This is a genomic window from Sphaerotilus uruguayifluvii (assembly GCF_013294065.1).
GTDB classification, from domain to species: domain Bacteria; phylum Pseudomonadota; class Gammaproteobacteria; order Burkholderiales; family Burkholderiaceae_C; genus Sphaerotilus; species Sphaerotilus uruguayifluvii.
The window spans coordinates 80,663-95,627 of sequence record NZ_JABSNM010000002.1; the positions used below are offsets into that span (position 1 = coordinate 80,663).

Below are 14,965 nucleotides of genomic sequence, written 5' to 3' on the forward strand. Positions count from 1 at the left end.
TCAGGGCAGCCCGCGCCGACGCCCGGCGTCGAGCATCAGCGTCGAGCCGGTCAGCACGTCGGCCTCGGGGTCGAGCAGCAGCGCCACCGCCCAGGCGACCTGCGCCGGCGTGGTGAGCTGGCCGATGCTCGAATCGGCGCGCATGGCGTCGAGCACCGCCTCCGGCGTCGTGCCCTGCAGCGCAGCGCGGTCGGCGACGACGCGGTGCAGCCGCTCGGTGTCGGCCGGGCCCGGCGCCAGCGTGTGCGTGGTGATGCCGCGCGCGCCGTGGTGCAGCCCGAGCTGGCGCATGACGTTGAAGAGCGCCGCATTGGCCACGCCGGCCGCCGCCGCGTAGGCGGTCGGCTCCAGGCCGTAGTGGCCGGCGATGGCCACCACGCGCGAGCCGCGCACCAGCCGGTGCTCGACCGCGCGCGTCAGCCGCAGCAGGCCGCCGACCTTGATGTTGACCGCATCGACCATTGCCGAGGTCGGCACGCTGGCGATGCCGCCGGCGACCGCCACGCCGGGGCCGTGCACCACCAGCCGCACCGGCGCACCGTCCAGCGCGTGCTGCGCGTCGACCGCGGCGCGGATCGCCTCGACCGAAGCGTCGTCCGCGATGTCGGCCGCGCACGGCAGCAGCCGCGGGCCGAAGCGCTCGGCCAGACCGGCCAGGCTGTTCGTGCTGCGCGCCACCGCCAGCACCGTCAGGCCGCGCCCGACCAGCCGCTCGACGATCGCCTGGCCGAAGGCGCCGGTGGCGCCGACGACCACCGCCAGCTCGCGCTGCGTGCCGGCGTTCATGCGCCCACCTTGGCGCGGACCACGTCCTTGAGCAGGCCGCGCTCCTTGGCCATCGTCATCGCGGTGTCCTCGATCATGTCCTCCTGGCCGGAGATCATCTTCTTGCGGCCCAGCTCGACGAGGATGTCGCGCGCGGGCACGCCGAAGCGCTTCTCGGCCCGCTTGGCATGCAGCAGGAAGGTCGAGTACACGCCCGCGAAGCCCAGCGTCAGCGAGTCGCGGTCGACGCGCACGATGCGCTCGGCCATCATCGGCAGGATGATGTCTTCGGCCACGTCCATCAGCTTGAAGAGATCGACGCCGGTCTCGATGCCCATGCGCTCGCACACCGCCAGGAAGACCTCCAGCGGCGTGTTGCCGGCGCCCGCGCCCAGACCGCCGACCGAGCCGTCGATGCGGCTGGCGCCGGCGGCGATCGCGGCGATCGAGTTGCTGATGCCCAGACCCAGGTTGTGGTGGCCGTGGAAGCCGATCTCGGTCTCGGGCTTGAGCACCTCGCGCAGCGCGGTGACGGCCGCCGTCACGTCCTCGGGCAGCATGTAGCCGGCCGAGTCGGTGATGTAGACGGTCTGCGCGCCGTAGCTTTCCATCTTCAGCGCCTGCTGCGCCAGCCCTTCGGGGCTGTTCAGGTGCGCCATCATCAGGAAGCCGGTGGTGTCCATGCCGAGCTTGCGCGCGAAGGCGATGTGCTGCGGCGAGGTGTCGGCCTCGGTGCAGTGCGTCGCCACGTGGACGCTGCGGGCGCCGCAATCAAAGGCGCTCTGCAGCTCGCGCATCGTGCCCAGGCCCGGAATCAGCAGCACGCTGACCTTGGCCTGCTTCATCAGCGGGCAGACCGCGCTCAGGTACTCCTCGTTCTTCGCCAGCGCGAAGCCGTGCTGCAGCGAGTTGCCGCCCAGGCCGGCGCCGTGGGTGACCTGGATCAGCGGCACGCCGGCCGCGTCCAGCGCGGTGGCGACCTTGACCATCTCGTCGATCGAGATCTGCTCGCGCCTGGCGTGCATGCCGTCGCGCAGGCACATGTCATGCAGCACGACCTTGCGGCCCTTCAGGTTCGTCGTCATGTCGGTCTACTCCTTCGGGCGTCAGGCGACCAGCGCCGGGGCAGTGGTCACGGTCGGCTTGAGCGTGATCTTTCCGGCGAGGATCTCCTCGGCGAACATCTCGGCGGTGCGGCAGGCGGCGGCGGTCATGATGTCGAGGTTGCCGGCGTAGGTCGGCAGGTAGTCGCCCAGGCCCTTCACTTCCATGAAGACCGCGACGCGACGGCCGTCGAACAGCGGGCCGTTGACCAGCCGGTAGCCGGGCACGTACTTCTGCACTTCCTCGATCATGGCCAGCACCGAGTCGATGATCCTGGCCTGGTCCGGCTCGTCTTCGGTCAGGCAGTTGATGGTGTTGCGCATGATCATCGGCGGCTCGGCCGGGTTGATGATCGCGAGCGCCTTGCCCTTCCTGGCGCCACCGACACGCTCGATCGCGCTCGAGGTCGTGTAGGTGAACTCGTCGAGGTTGGCGCGCGTGCCGGCACCGACCGACTTCGACGCCAGGCTGGCGACGATCTCGCCGTACTCGACCGTCTGCACGCGGCTGATGGCGTGGATGATCGGAATCGTCGCCTGACCCGCGCACGAGATCATGTTGACGTTCATCTCGACCTTGTCGGCGTGTTCCTTCAGGTTCACCGGCGGCACGCACAGCGGGCCGATGGCCGCGGGCGTCAGGTCGATCATCAGCACGCCGAGCTCGTTGAGCTTGCGCGAGTTCTCGGCGTGCACATAGGCGCTGGTCGCGTCGAAGGCGATCTGGATGCCGTCTTCGAGAACATGTGGCAGCAGGCCGTCCACGCCCAGATGGGTCGTCTTCAGGCCCATGTCGCGGGCGCGCTGCAGGCCTTCCGATTCGGGGTCGATGCCGACCATCCAGACGGGTTCCAGCACCGGGCTGCGCTGGATCTTGTAGATCAGGTCGGTGCCGATGTTGCCCGAGCCGATCAGCGCGCACTTGATCTTCTTGCTCACGTTGATTCCTTGAAGAATGGATTCCTGGCCGCTTCAGCCGAAGCGCACCGCGACGCTGCCGAGGTCCTGGAAGCGCGCGCAGACGAAGTCGCCCGGCTTCACCGCGATGGCCTCGGTGATGCCGCCGCTCATGACGAAGCTGCCGGCCGGCAGCTCGCGGCCCAGCTCGGCCAGCACGCGCACCAGCAGCGCCACGCCGTCGGCCGGGTGGCCCATCACCGCGGCCGAGGCGCCCATCGCCACCGGCTCGCCGTTCTTCTCCAGCACGACGCCGAGCGTGTCGAGCGCCAGCGCCTCCGGCTCCAGCGCCCGCCCGCCCGTCACGTAGCGCGCCGACGAGCTGTTGTCGGCCACCACGCTGGGCAGGTCGAACTTGAAGCCCGAGAAGCGCGAGTCGATCACCTCGATGGCCGGCACGACGAAGTCGGTCGCGGCCAGCACGTCGGCGCGAGAGCAGTCGCGCCCGCCCAGCGCCGACTTCAGCACGAAGGCCACCTCGCACTCGACGCGCGGGTGCACCAGGTCATCGGTCGCGATGACGCTGCCCTCGGGGCGCGCCATGTCGGCCAGCAGGAAGCCGACGGTGGGCACGTCGACACCCATCTGGATCATCTTGGCCTGCGAGGTCAGCCCGGCCTTCCAGCCGATCTGGCGGCGGCCCTCCTTCAGCCAGCGCTCCAGCAGCCCGAGCTGCACGGCGTAGCCATCGCCCAGCGTCATGCCGGGGAAGTCCTCGGTCAGCTTCGGGATGGCGGTGGCGCCCTTCTGTGCCGCCTCGATGCGGTCGGTGAGCGCCTGCACGTCGGCGGGATCGAGCGTGGTGCGCATGTCGGTGGCGGGGGTGAGGTTCACAGTGCGGCCTTTCCATGAAAACGCGCCCGGCAGGTGCCCAGGCCGCCGATGGTGCAGACCAGCTCGTCGCCGCCCGTCACCGCCACCAGCGGCGACTGCGAGCCCGACAGGATCACCTCGCCGGCACGGAAGGGCAGGCCCAGCCGCCCCAGCGTGTTGGCCAGCCAGACGACGGCATTGATCGGCGAGCCCTGCACCGCCGCGCCCACGCTGGTCGAGTGCAGCGCGCCATTGCGCTGCAGCACCATGCCGGCCAGCGCGGCGTCGAACTTCTTCAGGCTCATCCGGGCGTCACCCAGCACGAAGACGCCGCAGGAGGCGTTGTCCGCCACCGTGTCCTGGATCCTGATCTTCCAGTCGCGGATGCGGCTGTCGACGATCTCGAAGCACGGCGAGACAAAGGCGGTGGCGCGGATCACGTCAGTGGCGGTGATGCCCGGGCCGACCAGATCGCGCTCCAGCACGAAGGCGAGTTCCGCCTCGGCCTTGGGCTGGATCAGGCCGTCCAGGCTGATGCCGTCCGATTCGCTGCAGACCATGCCCGAGGTCAGCTGGCCGAAGTCCGGCTCGAAGACGCCGAGGAAGTCCTGCACCGGCTTGCTGGTCACGCCGATCTTCTTGCCGACGAGGGTCTCGCCGGCCTGCAGGCGCCGTGCAATAAAGCGCGACTGGATCTGGTAGGCGTCCTCGACGCGGATGTCGGGGAAGCGCTCGAGCAAGGGCGCCAGCGTGCGGCGCTCGCGCCAGGCGTCGAACAGCTCGTCGCCGCAGGCGGTGATCTGGTCAGGTTGCATCACGGCCGGCCCTTCAGAGCTTGACGCAGACGTTGCGCGTCTCGGTGTAGAACTCCAGCGAATGCACGCCGCCCTCGCGGCCGATGCCGCTCTGCTTGGAGCCGCCGAAGGGCGTGCGCAGGTCGCGCAGGAACCAGGAGTTGATCCAGGTGATGCCGACCTCGATGCGCTCGGCCATGCGGTGGGCGCGCGCCAGGTGCTGGGTCCAGATCGTGGTCGAGAGTCCGTAGACGTTGTCGTTGGCCAGGGCCACCACCTCGTCCTCGCTGTCGAAGGGGCGCAGGTGGCAGCAGGGGCCGAAGATCTCCTCGCGCACCACGCTGGCGTCGTCGCTCAGGCCGGTCCAGATGGTCGGCTGGACCCAGCAGCCGCCCTTGAGATCCGCCGGCATGTCGGGCACGCCGCCGCCGGTCACCACCGTGGCGCCCTCGTCGACGGCGCGCTGGTAGTAGCCCAGCACCTTGTCGCGGTGTTCCTGGCTGATCAGCGGGCCGTAGGTGCTGGCGTGGTCCTCGGGGCGGCCGTACCTGACCGCCTCGACCTTGGCCTTCAGCGCATCGCGGAAGCGCTCGAAGATCGGCCGCTCCACATACACGCGCTCGGTGCCCAGGCAGACCTGGCCGGTGTTCAGGAAGGCCGAGCGGAAGATGCCGTCCACCGCGGCGTCGAAGTCGGCATCCGCGAAGACGATGCCGGCGTTCTTGCCGCCGAGCTCGAACGAGACATCGCGCAGGCCCTCGGCCGCCGCCTTCATGATGGCGGTGCCGGTGCGCGTCTCGCCGGTGAAGGTGATCGCGTCGACCTGCGGATGCGTGGTGACGAACTCGCCGGTCGACTTCGGCCCGAAACCGTTGACGACGTTGTAGACGCCCTTCGGAACACCGACCTTGGCCATGACCTCGCCGAGCAGCGCGGCGGTCAGCGGCGTCTCCTCCGAGGGCTTGACCACCACGGTGTTGCCGCAGGCCAGCGCCGGCCCGAGCTTCCAGGTCATCAGCAGGAAGGGCGCGTTCCACGGGCAGATCACGCCGATCACGCCTTTGGGCTTGCGGATGGCGTAGTTCAGCGCGCCGCGGCCGTCGGGCGTGTCCATGCGGAAGGACTCGGTCGGCACGTTCTTCACCACGTCGGCGAAGATCTTGAAGTTGGCCGCGCCGCGCGGGATGAAGACATGCGTCATCACGTGGCTGGGCTGGCCGGTGTCCGCCATCTCGGCCTCGACGAAGTCGTCGAAACGGCGCGTGATCTCGTCGGCCACCGCGTGCAGCATGGCCGCGCGCTGCTCGACCGTCATGCGGCCCCAGTCGCCGCGCAGCGCGGCGCGGGCGGCGCGCACCGCGCGGTCGACCTCGGCCTGCGGGGCCTCGGCGATGCGGGCGATGACCCGGCCGTCGACCGGCGAGCGCTTGTCGAAGAGCCGGGCGCCCTCGGCCGGCTGGAATTCGCCGTCGATGAAGCTGGTGATGATTCGTGTCATGTCGTCGGTCCTGCAGGGGTTCTTCTCGTGGGCAGCTCGCGGGCCAGCTTCAGGTCACCACGGTCAGGAAGGTCTCGTGCATCTTGCGGTGGGCCACGTCCAGGCCGCCGCCCTCGCCCAGGCCTTCCCAGGTCCAGGCGATCGGGGGCAGATCCGGGTAGGAGGAGTTGCCGCCCGAGAAGGTCTCGAAGCGGTTGCCCGACGGGTCCCACGCGTAGATCGTGCCGCCGCGGGTGATGCCGTGGCGGGTCGGTCCGATGTCGACCTTGATGTCGTGCGCGGCCATGATGTCGGCGGCGCGGAAGACGCGGTCGATCGACTCCATGTAGAACGAGACGTGGTGCAGCTTGCCCGGCTCGGGGTGGATGACGAAGGCGATGTCGTGCGCCTTGTTCGAGCAGCACAGCCACAGCGCGCCCTTGACGTCGCTGTCGGGCAGCGTGACGTACTCGGCCAGGTGGAAACCCAGGATGCGCGTGAAGATGTCGAGCACGCGGTCGACGTTCGGGCCGTAGAGCAGCGCGTGGTCGAAGCGCATCGGCGCGATGCCGCGGTCCTGGTGCGGCGTCCAGGGCTTGGGATCCTTCTGGCCGAAGTGGCTGCCGACGAAGGTCTTCTCGGCGTAGAGCTCGATCAGGTGGCCGCTGGGAAGCTCGAAGCGCAGGCGCTCGCCGGTCTCGAGCAGCTCGCCGGCCGGGATGCGTTCGGTCTTCAGTCCGTCATCGCGCAGCTCGGCCTCGAAGCGGTCCAGGTCGGCGCTGCCGGCGACCTTGAAGCCGAAGAAGTCCAGGCCGGCGCGATCGGCCTGGCGCAGCACGATGCTGTGGTGATCGCGCTCGTCCCAGGCCTTCAGATAGACCCGGCCGGCGGCGTCGCGCCCGGTCTCCTCCAGTCCGAGCACATCGCGATAGAAGCGCACGCCTTCCTCGAGGTCGAGCATGCGCAGCTGAACATGTCCGGGTCGCAGTACGCCGGTCAGGGCCATGATGTCTGTCTCCTGTCGTTGCCGTTTGAAGGGGGAACGACTGGATTCTGGGCAGGCCCCGCCATGCCGTCCAATACCATCGAGCTGGGTCTGTCATACCCTCCGGGAATGTCTGGACACTGCGTTCACGGCAGATCGCCCAGCAGCCGCGCGCCCTCGCGCATCGAGCGCAGGAAGGCCTGCTTCAGCTCGGAATCGTCGTCCTCGCGGTAGATGCAGCACAGGTCGATGCGGTCCTGCGTCGGGTGATGCAGCGGGCGGAAGGTCACGCCGGGCATGTTCATGTTGGCCGCCGAGCGCGACACCAGGCAGGCGCCGAAGCCGGTGCCCACCAGCGTGACCGCATGCACCACGTCGCCGACCTCCTGCGCGACCTGCGGCGTGAAGCCCGCGCCACGGCACATCTCGTGCACCCGGTCGATGAAGCTCGGCCGCGAGCCGGTGGGAAACAGCACCAGCGGCTGATCGCGCAGCTCCTGCATCGTGATGGCGGTGCGCGCGGCTAGCGCGGTGCCCGAGGGCACGGCGACCCAGATCGGCTCGGTCAGCAGCGTCTCGCAGGTCAGCCCCTCGACCGGGCGCATCAGCCGGTTGAAGGCGACGGTGATGCGACGGTGGTGCAGCGCATCGATCTGTGCCTCCTTGTCGAGCGAGTGCAGCACGATGCTGACCTCGGGACAGGCCTCGCGGAAGCGCCGCAGCAGCTGCGGGATCACGCCGAAGATGCCCGAGCCGAAGATGGCCACGTCGACCCGGCCGAGCAGGCCCTGCGCGGCCTTGTGCGTGCGCTCGGCGGCGCGCTCGGCCTGGGCCAGGATGCCGCGCGCGTCCTCGTAGAGCACCCGGCCGGCATCGGTCAGCTCGACGCCGCGCGAGGTGCGCCGGAACAGCAGCGCGCCGAGTTCCTCCTCGAGCTGCTGGATCTGGCGGGTCAGCGGCGGCTGCGAGATGTGCAGCCGCAGCGCGGCGCGACCGATGTTCTGCTCCTCGGCGACGCAGACGAAATAGCGCAGGTGACGGAGTTCCATGGCGGGCACTCTAGCGGCAGGGACCGGCCCGCGTCGCCCGCGGCGAGCGCGGGTCGGTCAGGCGCGGCGGCAGACGCTGCGCTGCATCCGGCCGATCACCTTCAGGCTCAGGTCGCTGCAGGGCCGGATGCGGCACGACAGCACCCGGCCGCAGGCCTCGTCCTCGGCGCTGACATGCTCGCGGCTCATGACCCGCGACTCGTACTGGCCGGCGGTGATCTCGACCTTGCAGACGCCGCAGCCGCCGTTGCGGCAACCCACCGGAATGCCCTTGCGCCCGAGCGCCTCCATGCCGACGAGCACCGTCTGGCGCTCGTCGCAGCGGTAGATCTCGCCGGTGTCCTCGATGCGGACCTGGTGCTTCATGTCCTGTCTCCGTGTCCCGCCGTCTTTCGCGGACCGATGTCGGCCCGGTGCGGCGTGTCCGGCGAAGATAGAAAACATGGCGCGTCCTGTCCAATACCGAGAAGGACGGCAGCGATACCTTCAGGGTATGTCGGCAGCCGGCCTGTGGCGCGGCCGCGATGGCGTCCATGTTGCACTCGGCCCAGCGCACCAGTGCGGCGACCGTTCCCTCGCGCATGGGCTGCGTCCTACACGCGGCCCCGGGTCCGGCCGACAGAGGCGGTGCGGGGATCGGGCCATCATCGAGCCCATGATCACCCCCCCTGCGCCGCGTTCCACCGACCCGACGGGCTCCGTCTGCCCGGCCGATGCCTCGACCCCCTGGCTGCCCGTCTGTGCAGACCATCGCGTGCAGGGCGAGCTTGACTACCGGCTGTCCACCCCCAGCGTGCTGGTGCTGCCGGCACGCCTCGAGTGGGCCGACGCGTCCAGCGCGCTGGACGTCGATCTGGTGCTGCCGCGTTCACAGTGCCGCCAGGGTCGCCCCTTCCTGCAAACGCTGCGCGCAGCCGCCAGCGATCTGGTCGCACGCCACGCAGGTCGCCTGGGCCGCCTGCCCGACCTCGCGGCGCTGAGCGTCCCGATGGGCGGTCGCCTGCACCGCGTCGCGCTGGCCTGACCATCGCCCGGCTCATCCCATCTGTTGGCATGTCCAGTTGCGCTTGACGCGCCATGCCATGGTTTGAACGTTCAAACTGCGGAGATGGCCACGCCTGGCGCCGGCAGCACCGTGCCGCGGCACTCGCCGAAGCCGATGGAGCGCGCGCCGGCGCGCTCGCAGCGCGCCTTCAGCACCACGGTGTCACCGTCCTGCAGGAAGGTGCGCGTCTCGCCGCCGGGCAGCTCGAGGGCCCGCTTGCCGCCGTCGGTCAGCTCCAGCATCGAGCCGCCTTCGCCCTCGCCGGGGCCGGAGAGCGTGCCCGAGCCGAACAGGTCGCCCGGCTGCAGGTTGCAGCCGCCCACCGTGTGGTGGGCGACCAGCTGCGCGATCGTCCAGTAGGCGGCCGAGGCGAAGTTCGAGCGCGCGATGCGCGCCGGCGCCTGGCCGCGCTCGGCCATCGCGGCGGTCTGCAGGTGGACCTCCAGCCCGATGTCGATCGCGCCCGAGGCGCGCTGCTGCGCCGAGTCGAGGTAGGGCAGCGGCGCCGGGTCGCCCTCGGGGCGGGTGAAGGGCTGGCGGAAGGGCGCCAGCGCCTCCAGCGTCACCACCCAGGGCGAGAGCGTGCTGGCGAAGTTCTTCGACAGGAAGGGACCGAGCGGCTGGTATTCCCAGGCCTGCACGTCGCGCGCCGACCAGTCGTTGAAGAGGGTCAGGCCGAAGACATGCTCTTCGGCGCGCTCGATCGGGATCGGCTCGCCCATCACGTTGGGGCGGCCGATCAGCACGCCCAGTTCCAGCTCGTGGTCCAGGCGCTGGCAGGGGCCGAAGCGGGGTTCGGTCGCGCCCGGCGGCATCGACTGGCCGTTCGGGCGCCGGAAGCCCTGGCCGCTGGGGATGAGCGAGGAGGCGCGGCCGTGGTAGCCGATCGGCACCCACTTGTAGTTGGGCAGCAGCGGGTTGTCCGGCCGGAACAGCCGCCCGACGCGGGTGGCGTGGTGGATGCCGATGTAGAAGTCGGTGTAGTCGCCGACCTCGCAGGGCAGACCGAGCTCGACCCGGCGCATCGGCACCAGCGCCTCGGCCCAGGCGGCCTGCTGGGGGCTGCCCTCGCGCAGGCCGCGCGACAGCGCCAGGCGCAGCGCATGGCGCGGCTCCGGGGCCAGGCGCATCAGCCGGTTCATGTCGGCGCTGTCGATCAGGCGGGCGCGGCGCAGGTCCAGCACCTGATCGCCGATCGCCACGCCGATGCGCCAGTCGCCGTCGCGCGGTTCGCGGAAGCGCCCGAAGGGCAGGTTCTGGAGGGGAAAGTCGGTGGCCGGATCGTTGGCGGACGCGACCCAGCTGCGCAGCGCCGGGTCATGGGTCTCGTCGATCTGCAGCCAGAGCGGCGTGGCGTTCATCGGGTGGCCTCCGCGGCGGGCGTGAACTCGCGCTCGTGGAAGAAGGCGGCGTGCTTCGGCGCCCGCTTGGTCAGGCTCCAGTCCTCGAGCATCTTCCATTTGACCTCGTCCATGCGGCGCAGCATGTCGGCCTCGTCGGGGTCCGGGCAGGCCAGCTCGACGCGGTGGCCGTTCGGGTCGAAGACATAGATCGAGTGGAAGGCGCCGTGGTCGGTCACGCCCAGCACCTCGACGCCCTCGGCTTCCAGATGCGCCTTGTAGGCCAGCAGCGTCTCGCGGTCGGCGACGCGGAAGGCGATGTGCTGCACCCAGGCCGGCGTGTTGGGGTCGCGGCCCATCTCGGGCTGGGTCGGCAGCTCGAAGAAGGCCAGCACGTTGCCGCCGCCGGCGTCCAGGAAGATGTGCATGTAGGGGTCGGGCGCCTTGGTCGAGGGCACGCGGTCCTCGGCGATGGCGAGCATGAAGTCCATCTTCAGCATGCGGCCGTACCACTCGACGGTCTGCTTCGCGTCCTTGCAGCGGTAGGCGACGTGGTGGATGCGGTCGATCTTCAGCGGGCGGGGATCGCTCATGTGCGGCTCCTTGCGGATTCGGGGGCGGACCTTCAGTCCAGCCGGATGTTGTTGGCGGCGATCAGCCGGCCCCAGCGCTCGCGCTCGAGGCGGGCGTAGTCGGCCATCTGCTTCGGCGTGCCGGGCAGGGCCTCCAGCGCCAGGGTCTGGAAGCGGGCCTTGACCATCGTCGTGTCCAGCGCCTGCTGCAGCGCACGGTGCAGCTGCGCGACCGTCTCCGGCGGCGTGCCGGCCGGCACCACCAGGCCCTGCCAGGCGTAGGCCTCGAAGCCGCTCAGGCCCTGCTCGGCCAGCGTCGGCAGGTCGGCCATCGTCTTCAGCCGCGTCGGCGAGGCCACGCCGATGCCGCGCAGCTTGCCCGAGAGCAGATGCGGCTGGGCGCTTGCGCTGTCCATCATCGCGAAGGGCACGCGCCCGCCGATCAGGTCCTGCACCGCCGGCGCGGCGCCCCGGTAGGGAACATGCTGCATCTTCAGCCCGGTGCGCTCGCGCAGCAGCTCGCCGGCCAGATGGTGCGGGCTGCCCGGGCCGGCCGAGGCGTAGTTGAGCGCGTCCGGGTTGGCGCGCGCCCAGGCCAGGAACTCCTTGTAGCTGCGCACCGGCAGCGCCGGGTTGACCACCAGGATCATCGGGAACCGCGCCAGCAGGCCCACCGGCACGAAGTCGCGCTCGGCGTCGTAGGGCAGCTTCGCGAACAGCGCCGGGTTGGCCGCCAGCGTCGCGAAGTCGGCCGTCAGCATGATGTTGCCGACGTCCTTCGACTTGGCGACATAGTCGGCGGCGATGTTGGTGGCCGCGCCCGGCTTGTTGTTGACGACGATGCTGCGGCCCAGCGCCTTGCCCATCGCCTCCGAGAGCGTGCGCGCCACCGCGTCGGAGCCGCCGCCGGCGGCGTAGCCCACCACCCACTCCAGCGGCCTGCTGTCCTGGGCCTGCGCGACGGCGGGCAGCAGCGCGGCGCCCAGCGAGGTGGCGGCCAGCGCGCCGCCCAGCAGCGTGCGGCGGATCAGGTCGATCTTCATGTCGATGTCTTCCTTCAGACGCCCTGGCGGGCGGCGGCCAGCGCCTCGCGCAGCACGCGCAGGTCGCCGATGTGGTTGGCCAGCAGCAGCACCAGCCGGGCATTGAGCATCTGGCTGCGCTCGTCGTCGAGGTCGCGGTGGGTCTCGATCAGCGCCTCGTAGAAGTCGTCGCCGGGCGAGAAGGCGTGGCGGTCGCGCCGGCCGGGCTCGCCGAAGTGGGGGCGGGTGATCAGCGTGTTCATCGTCGTCTCCTCCGTGTCACTGCAGCGCCAGGCTGCGGCGCAGCGCGTCGCGCAGCGCGTCGGCATCGAAGGCGCGCCAGCGCGCCGCCACATGCTGGTCCGGGCGCAGCAGGTAGACCGTGCCGGGCTGGCCGTCGTAGCGGCGGCTCAGGTGGCCTTCGGTGTCGAGCAGATCGCCCGGGCCCGCGGCGCTGCCCGGGCGCTGCACCCGGCGCAGGCCGACCGGCACCGGCAGATCGTCCGGCAGCGTCACCGGCGCATCGCCGAAGACCAGCAGCGTGAACTCGCCCGCCGCCATCTGGCGCAACAGCCAGGTCGGTTGGCCGTCGACCGCCACCGGCGCGTCGTCCATCGGCGCGCCCGGCAGCATCCAGCCCTCGAAGCTCTCGCCCGCGCGGTCCGGCGTCACCAGGGAGGACTCGCGCAGCGTCGCCGGCACCGACAGCCGGCCCGAGTTGACCAGCGCGCGGGCGAACGCATGCTCGCGCGCCAGGCCGAGCACCGCGTTGCGCAGGCGCTTCGACATCGCGCTCTTCGGGGTGATGAAGTCGGTCGAGCGGGTCGAGTTCAGCAGGTTCTCGTCGGCGGCGAAGGCGCGCTCGGCGTGGTAGCTGTCGAGCAGCGTCTCGGGCGCGCGGCCGCTCAGCACGGCGTCCAGCTTCCAGCCGAGGTTGTCGGCGTCCTGGATGCCGGAGTTGGCGCCGCGCGCGCCGAAGGGGCTGACCTGGTGCGCCGCGTCGCCGGCGAACAGCACCCGGCCGTGGCGGAAGTCCGTCATGCGCCGGCACTGGAAGGTGTAGACGCTGACCCATTCCAGCTCGAAGGGCCGCTCGTCGCCGAGCATCGCGCGGATGCGCGGGATCACCCGCTCGGGTTTGCGCTCCTCGTCTGGGTCGGCGTCCCAGCCGAGCTGGAAGTCGATGCGCCAGACGTTGTCGGCCTCGCGGTGCAGCAGCACGCTCTGGCCGCGGTGGAACGGCGGATCGAACCAGAACCAGCGCTCGGCCGGGAAGTCGGCCTTCATCACCACGTCGGCGATCAGGAAGCGGTCGCGGAAGACGCGGCCCTCGATGTCCAGGCCGAGCATCGAGCGCACCGGGCTGCGCGCACCGTCGCAGACCACCAGCCAGTCGCAGGCCAGCGTGAAGGCGCCCTGCGGCGTCTCGACCTGCAGCGTGGCGCCGCGGCCGTGCGGCTCGACCTGCGTCACCTTGTGGCGGAAGCGCATCTCCAGCCCGGGCAGCGCGCGGGCGCGCGCCACAAGGTATTCCTCCAAATAGTACTGCTGCAGGTTGACCATGCCGGGGCGCTCGTGGCCGGCCTCGGGCAGCAGGTCGAAGTGGAAGACCTCCTCGGTGTCGAGGAAGGTGCGCCCGACATTCCAGGTCACGCCCTTGTCGACCACCGGCTGGCCGCAGCCGAGCCGGTCGAGGATCTCCAGCGTGCGCTTGGCGTAGCACAGGCCGCGCGAGCCGACGCTGACCGTGTCGTCGTCGTCGAGCAGCAGCACCGGCTGGCCGCGCTGCGCCAGGTCGATCGCCACGCTCAGGCCCACCGGGCCGGCGCCGACCACCACCACCGGGCGGTGGGCGCTGCCGGGCGGGGCGTCGAGCTCCGGCGCGCGGGGCGCGTCGAACTTCGGATAGCTGTAGGTGGAATGCATGGCTCAGCCTTCGAGCGTCTTCCACATCTCGATGTCGCGCTCGGCGGTCCAGATGCGCGGATCGGGGTAGCGCGTGGCCTCGTCGTAGGCGCGGGTCACGTCGAAGGGCATGCAGTGGTCGAAGATCACCCAGCGGCCGTACTTGGGCTGCAGCGCCGCGTAGGTCTCGCGGTAGACCGCGTTGAGATCGCGGCCCGCATCGGCGCCGGCCTTCACGCTCGTCCAGACATCGCGGATGAAGTCGCGCGTCACCGTCAGGCCCTGCTGCACCTGCTCGGGCCCCTTCAGCGCCGGGCCGCGGCCGGGCACCAGCTGCGCGGGCTGCAGCCGCGCGATGTTGTCCAGCGTGCCGGGCCAGTCCTGGAAGTAGGCGTCGCCGGCATAGGGCGTGGCGTCGAACTCGACCAGGTCGCCCGACAGCAGCGTCTTCTCGCCCGGCAGCCACACCACCGTGTCGCCCTTGGTGTGGCCGCGGCCGAGCTGCAGCAGCTGCACTTCGAGCTTGCCCAGCCACAGCGTCATCTTGCCGGTGAAGGTCATCGTCGGCCAGGTCAGGCCCGGCGGCACCGTCTCGACATTGCGGAACAGGCGCGGGAAGCGGCCGATCTCGCTGGCCTTGTCGAACTCGCCGCGCTCGACGATCAGGTCGTAGGTGTCCTGGCTGGCGAGGATCTGCTGGCCGCCCTCGGCCAGGTAGGCGCTGGCGCCCAGCACCCGCACCGCGTGGTAGTGCGTCATGACGACGTACTTGATCGGCTTGTCGGTGACCTCGCGGATGCGGCGGATCACGTCGGCGGCCATCGCCGGCGTGGCCTGGGTGTCGGCCACCAGCACCGCGTCGTCGCCAATGATGACGCCGGTGTTGGGGTCGCCCTCGGCGGTGTAGGCCCAGGCGTGCTCGGAGATCTGCTCGAAGGTGACCTTCTTCTCTTCCAGATCGGCCTGGGAGGCGAACTTCTTCGTCGGGGTGGTCGGCGTGCTCATCGGGTGGCTCTTGCGGTGGTTTGTCATTGACGAACTGATTTGCTGATAGCAATCAATGCGCGGCAGTGTAGGTTGATGATTCGCCATTGGCAAACGAATTGACTAGTGACAAACCCGAGATTCCCGACCGGCC

Annotated in this window: 16 protein-coding genes; 1 reads left to right on the forward strand and 15 read right to left on the reverse strand. The window is 70.3% G+C overall.

The window, feature by feature from the left end:
* The 9 genes from HNQ01_RS02665 to HNQ01_RS02705 all read right to left on the reverse strand — a co-directional run bounded on the left by HNQ01_RS02665 (position 1) and on the right by HNQ01_RS02705 (position 8,309).
* Positions 1 to 786, reverse strand: a complete 786-nt coding sequence (locus HNQ01_RS02665) for an SDR family NAD(P)-dependent oxidoreductase (protein ID WP_173803792.1) — start codon at positions 784 to 786, stop codon at positions 1 to 3.
* Positions 783 to 1,850: a 4-hydroxy-2-oxovalerate aldolase gene (gene dmpG / locus HNQ01_RS02670; RefSeq protein ID WP_173803793.1), complete on the reverse strand. Its 1,068-nt coding sequence runs from the start codon at positions 1,848 to 1,850 to the stop codon at positions 783 to 785. The genes HNQ01_RS02665 and dmpG overlap by 4 nt, the downstream gene beginning before the upstream one ends.
* 21 nt (positions 1,851 to 1,871) lie before the next feature.
* Complete coding sequence (locus HNQ01_RS02675; RefSeq protein WP_173803794.1) at positions 1,872 to 2,807, reverse strand: acetaldehyde dehydrogenase (acetylating); 936 nt, start codon at positions 2,805 to 2,807, stop codon at positions 1,872 to 1,874.
* Positions 2,808 to 2,840: 33 nt separating this feature from the next.
* Positions 2,841 to 3,635 carry a 2-oxo-3-hexenedioate decarboxylase gene (dmpH, locus tag HNQ01_RS02680; protein ID WP_173804063.1) on the reverse strand — a complete coding sequence of 265 codons (795 nt, stop codon included), beginning with the start codon at positions 3,633 to 3,635 and terminating at the stop codon, positions 2,841 to 2,843.
* A 20-nt stretch (positions 3,636 to 3,655) separates the two neighbouring features.
* Entirely contained in the window at positions 3,656 to 4,453 is a 798-nt protein-coding gene (locus HNQ01_RS02685) for a fumarylacetoacetate hydrolase family protein (RefSeq protein ID WP_173803795.1), read from the reverse strand.
* A 13-nt stretch (positions 4,454 to 4,466) separates the two neighbouring features.
* Positions 4,467 to 5,930 carry a 2-hydroxymuconic semialdehyde dehydrogenase gene (locus HNQ01_RS02690; protein ID WP_173803796.1) on the reverse strand — a complete coding sequence of 488 codons (1,464 nt, stop codon included), beginning with the start codon at positions 5,928 to 5,930 and terminating at the stop codon, positions 4,467 to 4,469.
* 49 nt (positions 5,931 to 5,979) lie between these two features.
* Positions 5,980 to 6,915: a catechol 2,3-dioxygenase gene (locus HNQ01_RS02695; protein ID WP_173803797.1), complete on the reverse strand. Its 936-nt coding sequence runs from the start codon at positions 6,913 to 6,915 to the stop codon at positions 5,980 to 5,982.
* A 125-nt stretch (positions 6,916 to 7,040) separates the two neighbouring features.
* Positions 7,041 to 7,943: a LysR family transcriptional regulator gene (locus tag HNQ01_RS02700; protein ID WP_173803798.1), complete on the reverse strand. Its 903-nt coding sequence runs from the start codon at positions 7,941 to 7,943 to the stop codon at positions 7,041 to 7,043.
* A 57-nt stretch (positions 7,944 to 8,000) separates the two neighbouring features.
* Positions 8,001 to 8,309: a 2Fe-2S iron-sulfur cluster-binding protein gene (locus HNQ01_RS02705; RefSeq protein WP_173803799.1), complete on the reverse strand. Its 309-nt coding sequence runs from the start codon at positions 8,307 to 8,309 to the stop codon at positions 8,001 to 8,003.
* A gap of 289 nt (positions 8,310 to 8,598) precedes the next feature.
* Here HNQ01_RS02705 and HNQ01_RS02710 point away from each other — a divergent pair, with 289 nt between their 5' ends.
* Positions 8,599 to 8,967, forward strand: coding sequence for a hypothetical protein (locus HNQ01_RS02710; protein ID WP_173803800.1), 369 nt, complete (start codon positions 8,599 to 8,601; stop codon positions 8,965 to 8,967).
* 71 nt (positions 8,968 to 9,038) lie between these two features.
* Here the strand turns inward: HNQ01_RS02710 and fahA are convergent, their stop codons facing one another.
* From fahA to HNQ01_RS02740, 6 genes are read right to left on the reverse strand one after another with little or no spacing between them, the layout of a single operon-like run.
* Complete coding sequence (gene fahA / locus HNQ01_RS02715; RefSeq protein ID WP_173803801.1) at positions 9,039 to 10,349, reverse strand: fumarylacetoacetase; 1,311 nt, start codon at positions 10,347 to 10,349, stop codon at positions 9,039 to 9,041.
* Positions 10,346 to 10,903 carry a VOC family protein gene (locus tag HNQ01_RS02720; RefSeq protein WP_173804064.1) on the reverse strand — a complete coding sequence of 186 codons (558 nt, stop codon included), beginning with the start codon at positions 10,901 to 10,903 and terminating at the stop codon, positions 10,346 to 10,348. Before HNQ01_RS02720 ends, fahA begins: the two co-directional genes overlap by 4 nt.
* Before the next feature lie 50 nt (positions 10,904 to 10,953).
* The gene (locus HNQ01_RS02725; RefSeq protein WP_173803802.1) at positions 10,954 to 11,943 is read right to left on the reverse strand and encodes a Bug family tripartite tricarboxylate transporter substrate binding protein; all 990 of its coding nucleotides are present in this window, start codon (positions 11,941 to 11,943) and stop codon (positions 10,954 to 10,956) included.
* Between the two features lie 14 nt (positions 11,944 to 11,957).
* Positions 11,958 to 12,185, reverse strand: coding sequence for a DUF2783 domain-containing protein (locus HNQ01_RS02730; protein ID WP_173803803.1), 228 nt, complete (start codon positions 12,183 to 12,185; stop codon positions 11,958 to 11,960).
* A gap of 16 nt (positions 12,186 to 12,201) precedes the next feature.
* On the reverse strand, positions 12,202 to 13,848 hold the full coding sequence (locus HNQ01_RS02735) for an FAD-dependent oxidoreductase (RefSeq protein ID WP_173803804.1): 1,647 nt from the start codon (positions 13,846 to 13,848) through the stop codon (positions 12,202 to 12,204).
* Positions 13,849 to 13,851: 3 nt separating this feature from the next.
* Positions 13,852 to 14,832, reverse strand: coding sequence for an MBL fold metallo-hydrolase (locus tag HNQ01_RS02740; RefSeq protein ID WP_173803805.1), 981 nt, complete (start codon positions 14,830 to 14,832; stop codon positions 13,852 to 13,854).
* Positions 14,833 to 14,965: the final 133 nt, after the last annotated feature.